Raw genomic sequence first — 7,632 nt, 5'->3', positions numbered from 1 at the left:
GAGTATTACGGGCCCGGCGAGCTGACCCGCATCGTGACCCGCTCTGCCCGCCTGTTGGGAGTGAACATCGACGCCGACGCCGCCGGTGAGCTGGCCCGCCGCTCCCGCGGCACTCCCCGTATTGCCAATCGCCTGCTGCGTCGGGTCCAGGACTGGGCGGAGGTGCACGGCACTCCCGGCCGCCTGGATCTGGCCGCCACTCGGGGCGCCCTGGAGGTCTTCGAGGTCGACGCCCTGGGTCTGGACCGCCTGGACCGCTCCGTGCTGGAGGTGCTGTGCACGCGCTTCGCCGGTGCCCCCGTAGGGCTGAGCACCCTGGCGGTCAGCGTCGGGGAGGAGCCCGAGACGATCGAGACGGTCGCCGAGCCCTACCTGTTCCGTGAGGGGCTGCTGGTGCGCACACCGCGCGGGCGTATGGCGACCCCGGCTGCATATGAGCATCTGGGGCTGACACCGCCCGCCGACGGCGTGTTGTTCACATGACGGCGCGCCCCACGCGGCCGGGAAGGGGTACGTGTCACACTCCCGCGCGCTGCTGCTCACCGCCGTGCCCGGCGACGGTGGCCTAGACTCGACAGGCGCCGTCGTCGCGACGGCTAAGAACTCTTGACGAACGGAGTCATATCCATGGACCCCATGCTGCTCATGCTCATCATCATGCTGCTGGCCTTCTGGCTCATGTCGCGGTTCGCCCGCAAACAACAGCAGAAGATGGCCGATGAGCAGAAGCGCCGCACCGAGGAAGCGCTTGTGCCCGGTACCTGGGTGCGCACCCGAGCCGGTTTCTACGGGACCGTGGTCGAGGTTGACGGTGATGTGGTCACCCTGGCGACGCCGCTGGGGGATGAGTCCCTGTGGGCCAAGGCCGCGATTGTCGGCGCTGAGGAGCCTCCCTTCGCCGACGCACAGGATGAGGAGGAGGACGCTGAGGAAGGCGTCGAGGAGGAGGCCGCCCCGGCCGAGCTCGAGGCTGACGCCGCGAACGACTCACCGGACGAGTCGGCTTCCGAGACGGAAACGCCCCAGGCCTGAGGCCCGATCAGTTCTTCGGAGGAGAGGACCGCGTGTCCACCACACAGCTCAAGCATCCGGGTCGACGCCTGCTGGTGCTGCTCCTGGTCATTGTGCTCGGCTATGCGGCCCTGGGAGTCGGCGCCGCCACGGGCCGTACCCAGATGACGCCGGGTCTTGCCCTCGATCTCGAGGGCGGCACCCAGATCATCCTGACTCCGACCACGACCGATGGCTCGGAGATCACCGACGAGGACCTCAATCAGGCCATTGAGATCATTCGACAGCGTGTCGATGCCACCGGCGTGTCCGAGGCGCAGATATCCCGGCAGGGCGGGAACAACATCATGGTGTCGCTGCCCGGCACCCCCAGCGAGGAGACGCTCGACCTGGTGCGCACCTCGGCGGTGCTCTACTTCCGGCCCGTCATCCGCATTCTGCAAGCCAACGCCGCCACCTACGCCGAGGCCCAGAACCAGTTCGCGGCCAGTGCCGCTACCGCAGAGGCCACCGACGCAGCTGAGGCTGCACCCACCGACTCTGCCGCCGACGCAGCCGAGGCTGCACCGACCGACGCGACCACTGATGCTGCGGAAGACGACGCGAGCCAGGCGCCCGTGGAGACGGTGACCACCGAGGAAATGGCCACCACCCTGGCCGACGTCAATGGCGATGGGACTATCAGCACCGAACCGCTGGAGTCCACCTCTGACGACAACTCCTCCGACTCCTGGATCTCCGAGCAGCTGCTCTACGACGCCTATCTCACCGACTGCACCGCCGAGGACTCGCTTACGGGCGAGGCGCAGGACCCGGATGCCGCCGTCATCTCCTGCGCACGCGATGGCAGCGGCACCATTTACATACTCGGACCCGCGGACATTGCCGGCACCAACATCGCCCAGGCCTCCTCCGGCCTGGAGACCACGAGCCAGGGCACCACCACGAACAATTGGGTGGTCTCTCTCGAATTCGACGACGCGGGAACCCAGGCCTTCGCCGATGTCTCCGAGCGCCTCATCGCCTACCGGGATGCGGCCACCGCCGCCTCCGCCTCCGGCACCACCGATGCCACCTCCACCGATTCTCAGAAGGCCCAGTTCGCCATTGTGCTCGACGGGCTGACCATCATGGCCTCCGGCTTCAACGAGGATGTCACCACTGCCATCACCGACGGACGCGTCCAGATTTCCGGGAACTTCAGCCAGACCCAGGCCAATACGCTCGCCAACCAGCTGTCCTTCGGGTCCTTGCCGCTGTCCTTCACCGTCCAGTCCGAACAACACATCTCCGCGACACTGGGCACCGAGCAGTTGCGCAACGGGCTCATCGCCGGGCTCATCGGCTTCGCCCTTATCGTGTTGTACCTGGCCTGGCAGTACCGCGGCTTGGGAATCGTTGCCGTCGCCTCGCTGCTCGTGGCCGCCGCCGGTACCTACCTGGTCATCGCCCTGCTCAGCTGGGGCATGGGCTACCGCCTGTCTCTGGCGGGGGTGGCCGGCCTCATCATCGCCATCGGCATCACCATGGACTCCTTCATCGTCTACTTCGAGCGCATCCGCGACGAGGTACGCAATGGCCGCACGCTGGTCGCCGCCGTCGACGAGGGATGGCGGCATGCCCGACGCACCATCATCGTCTCCGACTCGGTCAACCTGTTGGCCGCGGTGGTCTTGTACTTCCTCGCCGTCGGGGGAGTGCAGGGCTTCGCCTTCACACTGGGGGTGACTACCGTCGTCGACCTGGCGGTCATCATCGCCTTCACCCACCCGATGATGGTGTGGATCCTGCGGTTCCGCTTCTTCGGCGAGGGACACCGGCTGTCCGGGCTCGATCCGGAGCACCTGGGAGCCCGCTCCCAAGCGGCCTACCGGGGCGGGCTGCTGGCCACGGCGGCCGCCGCCGGCCCATCGCTGGCCCGTCGTCGAGCCGAAGCTCGTCGCGCCCAGGAGACCCAGGATGCCCCGGTGTCCACGAGCGGAAAGGACGGTGAGGACAAGTGACCTCCCTCGCCCAGCTCGGCAACGAGCTCTATTCCGGAAAGACCTCCTTCCCGTTCATCGGTAAGCGCCGTATCTGGTACACCATTGCCGGTCTCATCGTGGTCGGCTCAATCGTGCTCATCGCCACCGTCGGACTGACCCCCGGCATCGACTTCCGTGGCGGTTCGGAGATCACCATCACCTCCATTGCCTCCCCGGATGTCGGCCCCGCCAACGACGTGCTCGCCGACGAGGGACTTTCCTCCGGTGCCTCGGTGACCACCATGGGGTCGGCCTCGGTGCGCGTGCAAACCAACGAACTGAGCAATGACGAGCTCAACACGTTGTCGACCGCCCTGGCCGACGCCTACGGGGTCAGCGATACGGATGTATCCGCCACCACCATCGGTCCCACCTGGTCCTCCGACGTGACCAACAAGGGCATCCGCGGGCTGGTGATCTTCTTCGTCCTGGTCGGCGGCCTCATCTGGGCGTACTTCCGCACCTGGAAGATGGCGGCGGCCGCACTGCTCGCCCTCGGCCACGACATCGTGGTCACCGTGGGTGTCTATGCCGCCAGCGGCTTCGAAGTGACGCCCGCCACCATTATTGGTGTGCTCACCATCCTCGGTTACTCGCTGTATGACACGGTCGTCGTGTTCGACAAGGTCCGGGAGAACACCGACGGCTTCGCCACCCAGAACCGCTCGACCTACGCCGAGCTGGCCAACCTGGCGGTCAACCAGTCCCTCATCCGCTCCATTAACACCTCCATCGTGGGGGTGCTGCCGGTGGCCTCGCTGCTCGTGGTCGGTGCCTTCATCCTCGGCGCCGGCACGCTGCGGGATATTGCGCTCACTCTGTTCATCGGCATGATCGCCGGAACCCTGTCCTCGCTATTCCTGGCCACGCCCTTGCTGGTCGATTTGCGCAGTCGCGAGCAGGTGGTTCGTCAACAGGCCGCCAAGGTCGCCCAGGCCCGCGAGGAGCGCGTTGCCGCTGCGGGCGACGACCCGGAGGCGCTCGCCGCCATCGCCGCCGCTCCGGCCGCGGCCCCCGTCATTCCCGGTCACCATCTCGGAATCTCCGCCCAGCCCAAGAGGAAGAAGAAGCGGTCATGACCAGATCTCCCGCACTGCCCCGCGAGCTCACTCAGCTTGTCGTGGACAATCTCCGTGAAATCCCCGACTTCCCCGAACCCGGGGTGCTGTTCCGGGACATCACCCCACTGCTGTCCAATGGGGAAGCCTTCGCCAACCTCATTGATGGCCTGGCCGCCCACTATCGCGGTCACATCGATGCCGTCGCCGGCCTGGAGTCCCGCGGCTTCATCCTCGCCGCCCCGCTGGCGGTCCACCTGGGGATCGGTATGGTGACGGTGCGCAAGGCCGGGAAGCTGCCCGGGCCGGTCCTGGGCGTCGACTACGCCCTGGAGTACGGGACGGCCCGCATGGAGCTACGCCCGGAAACGGTGACGCCGGGCTCGCGCGTGCTGGTCATTGACGACGTGCTCGCCACCGGGGGCACCGCCGCGGCGTCGATCAGCCTGCTTGAGCAGGCCGGTGCCCGGGTTGAGGCCATCTGCATGTTGCTGGAACTGGCCGGCCTGGGTGGGCGCGGCAAGCTCCCCGGGCGGGACATCGACTCCGTCGTCGTCTTCGAATCCGCCTGAGCCGCCCGCCCCGGATATTGGCGCCGGATGACGGCTCAGGCGGCTATGATCCGGGTATGACGACGGACACGCGCAGCGGCACCGGCACGGCCGATGAAACGGTGGTGCCCGGGTCCCGCGTGCGCAGCCGCCTGGCGTGGTTCGGCGCGCGTGGGCACTCCACACCACCCGCCATTGAACCGCTCATGCGCGCGCTGCGCGCCAACCACCCCAAGGCGGATACGAGCCTCATCGTGCGCGCCTACCGGGTTGCGGAGAAGGCCCACGCCGGCCAGACGCGCAAGTCCGGCGAGCCTTACATCACCCACCCGGTGGCGGTGGCCACCATCCTCGCCGAGCTGGGCATGACCCCGCAGACGCTCGCCGCCGCTTTGCTGCATGACACGGTGGAGGACACCGACTACACCCTGGAGCGGCTGCGCGCCGACTTCGGCGATGAGATCGCGCTGCTGGTGGACGGCGTCACCAAACTGGACAAGGTCCAGTACGGGGATGCGGCTCAGGCGGAAACGGTTCGCAAGATGATCGTGGCCATGTCCAAGGACATCCGCGTCCTGGTTATTAAGCTCGGCGACCGACTCCACAACGCCCGCACCTGGAAGTATGTCCCCGAGGAGGCGGCTGCGCGCAAGGCCAAGGAGACCCTCGAGATCTACGCTCCGTTGGCGCACCGGCTGGGTATGAACACCATCAAGTGGGAGCTTGAGGACCGCTCCTTCAAGGCGCTCTACCCGGGCGTGTACGACGAGATCGAGCACCTGGTAGCCGAACGGGCGCCCGCCCGCGAGGAATACCTACGGCAGGTGCGGCTGCAGATCGAAGAGGACCTGCGGGTCAACAAGATCAAGGGCATCGTCACCGGCCGCCCCAAGCACTATTACTCGATCTACCAGAAGATGATCGTGCGCGGCAAAGACTTCGACGACATCTACGATCTGGTGGCCGTGCGCGTCATCGTCGACACGGTTCAAGACTGCTATGCGGTGCTGGGCGCACTGCACTCCCGCTGGACACCCATGTCCGGCCGGTTCAAGGACTACATCGCCGTCCCTAAATTCAACCTCTACCAATCCCTGCACACCACCGTCATCGGGCCGGGCGGCAAACCCGTCGAAATCCAGATCCGCACCCACGAGATGCACCGCATGGCGGAGTACGGCGTGGCCGCGCATTGGAAATACAAGGAGGACCCCAACGCGACCGGTCCCAGTCCGCTCGGCGGTGGCCCGGGCGACTCGGACGCCGGCGAGCTCGGCTGGCTGCGCCAGCTGGTCGACTGGCAGAAGGAAACGCAGGACCCCGCCGAGTTCTTGGACTCGCTGCGCTATGAGATGTCCGGCGGGCAGGTGTACGTCTTCACCCCCAAGGGGGATGTGCTGGCACTGCCGAGCGGATCCACCCCGGTGGACTTCGCCTATTCGGTGCACACCGAGGTCGGACACCGCACGGTGGGAGCCCGGGTCAACAGCCGCTTGGTCCCGTTGGACACCAAACTGGAGAACGGCGACACCGTCGAGGTATTCACCTCCAAGGCGCAGGGCGCCGGGCCCAGCCGCGACTGGCTCAACTTCGTCGGCTCCACGCGCGCCCGCAACAAGATCAAGGCCTGGTTCTCCAAGGAACGGCGCGAAGAGGCCATCGAGGCGGGCAAGGGTGCGATCGCCCGAGCCATGCGCAAGAAGGACCTGCCGATTCAGCGGCTCATGAGCCACGAATCGCTCATGAACGTGGCCGAGACGCTCAACAAACAGGACGTGGACGGCCTGTACGCGGCAGTGGGCGAGGGACACGTCTCCGCCCAGCACGTCGTCGACACCCTGGTCGCTTCCATGGGCGGGGAAGCCGGCGCCGAGGAGACTCTCGCCGAAGGCGTGCTGCCCACCCGTGCCGCTTCCGTGCAGCAGCGCTCGCACGCCGGTGACCCCGGCGTCGTCGTTGAGGGTATGGACGAGGGCGATGTTTACGTCAAGCTCGCCCGCTGCTGCACCCCCATGCCCGGCGACGAGATCGTCGGCTTCGTCACCCGTGGGTCCGGTCTTTCGGTGCACCGCGCCGACTGCCAGAACGTCGAGCAGCTCAGGCACCAGCCCGAGCGCATTCTCAAGGTGCGGTGGGCCGACCACGCCCAGAGTGCCTACCTGGTCCAGGTAGAGGTGGAAGCGCTCGACCGCGGCGGGCTGCTGGCCGACATCACCCGGGTGCTGGCAGACAACCACGTCAACCTCATCAGCGCGAATGTCGGCACCTCCCGTGACCGGGTTGTCGTCGGCAGATTCGTCGTCGAATTGGCCGCTGCCAGCCACCTCGACCACACCCTGGCCTCCCTGCGCCGGATCGACGGCGTCTTCGAGGCTCGGCGGCTGACCTCCTCAGCCACCCGTCGGCAGCACGAGCACGACGCCGCTCACGACGCCTGACGTGTCGGGGCATAGAGGTCGGCGATGAGTTTGCGTGCGCGGATCAGTCCCCACTTGCCTCCGCCTCGGCAGCGGTTGAGCGCGATCTCCAGCTCATGACGGCGCAGGCCGGCGCGGCGGGCACGCAACACCGCATAGACGGCCACATCGGGCGGCGCCGTGCGGGCCAGATCGACGACGGCGCGCACCAGCGTGAGGCAGGGCAGGTCACCGACCCGGGCGATGACGATGTCGTCAAGTTCGGAAGCGCGACGCACCTCCAGGTGGGACGGCGGGCGGCCCCCGGTATGCACCCACAGCGCCGTGCGTCCGGCTACGACGCAACCGGTCGGCAATGTCCTCGCGATGGCGCACGCCCGCCCGGACGCGCTCTCCAGCACGTCCACGGGCACGAATTCGCCCAGAACCCGCGCCAGCAGACGCTCATCCAGCCCGTGACAGCGCAACACGGCCAGCTCCCGGCGGGGCAGCACTCCCAGAATCGGTGCCACGGGGCCGGGTAGCTGGTGTGCCAGCGCAGCCGGGGCGGGCACGGTACGCGCGTGATCGG

7 protein-coding genes are annotated in these 7,632 nt (G+C 67.3%); 6 read left to right on the top strand and 1 reads right to left on the bottom strand.

Going from position 1 to position 7,632, the window contains the following annotated elements; translation table 11 throughout:
• The 6 genes from RWX45_RS00255 to RWX45_RS00230 form a co-directional block, all read left to right on the top strand.
• On the top strand, window positions 1–483 hold a 483-nt coding region (locus RWX45_RS00255), incomplete at its 5' end, for a Holliday junction DNA helicase RuvB C-terminal domain-containing protein (RefSeq protein WP_316021794.1).
• 144 nt (window positions 484–627) lie between these two features.
• Entirely contained in the window at window positions 628–1,032 is a 405-nt protein-coding gene (gene yajC, locus RWX45_RS00250; RefSeq protein ID WP_316021793.1) for a preprotein translocase subunit YajC, read from the top strand.
• A gap of 32 nt (window positions 1,033–1,064) precedes the next feature.
• A complete protein-coding gene (gene secD / locus RWX45_RS00245; RefSeq protein ID WP_316021792.1) occupies window positions 1,065–3,014 on the top strand; it encodes a protein translocase subunit SecD in 1,950 nt (649 codons plus the stop codon).
• A complete protein-coding gene (secF, locus tag RWX45_RS00240; RefSeq protein WP_316021791.1) occupies window positions 3,011–4,114 on the top strand; it encodes a protein translocase subunit SecF in 1,104 nt (367 codons plus the stop codon). The genes secD and secF overlap by 4 nt, the downstream gene beginning before the upstream one ends.
• On the top strand, window positions 4,111–4,665 hold the full coding sequence (locus tag RWX45_RS00235) for an adenine phosphoribosyltransferase (RefSeq protein ID WP_316021790.1): 555 nt from the start codon (window positions 4,111–4,113) through the stop codon (window positions 4,663–4,665). The genes secF and RWX45_RS00235 overlap by 4 nt, the downstream gene beginning before the upstream one ends.
• A gap of 56 nt (window positions 4,666–4,721) precedes the next feature.
• Entirely contained in the window at window positions 4,722–7,082 is a 2,361-nt protein-coding gene (locus RWX45_RS00230) for a bifunctional (p)ppGpp synthetase/guanosine-3',5'-bis(diphosphate) 3'-pyrophosphohydrolase (RefSeq protein WP_316021789.1), read from the top strand.
• Here the strand turns inward: RWX45_RS00230 and RWX45_RS00225 are convergent.
• Window positions 7,070–7,632 (bottom strand): hypothetical protein (locus RWX45_RS00225; protein ID WP_316021788.1); only part of this gene is annotated, 563 nt, incomplete at its 5' end. The two genes, RWX45_RS00230 and RWX45_RS00225, sit on opposite strands and share 13 nt — an antisense overlap.

The sequence above is a fragment of the Actinomyces sp. MRS3W genome, from assembly GCF_032465695.1.
GTDB lineage: Bacteria > Actinomycetota > Actinomycetes > Actinomycetales > Actinomycetaceae > Actinomyces.
The sequence above is the reverse complement of the archived record's forward strand: the minus strand, read 5'-3'. Positions and strand labels throughout refer to the sequence as shown.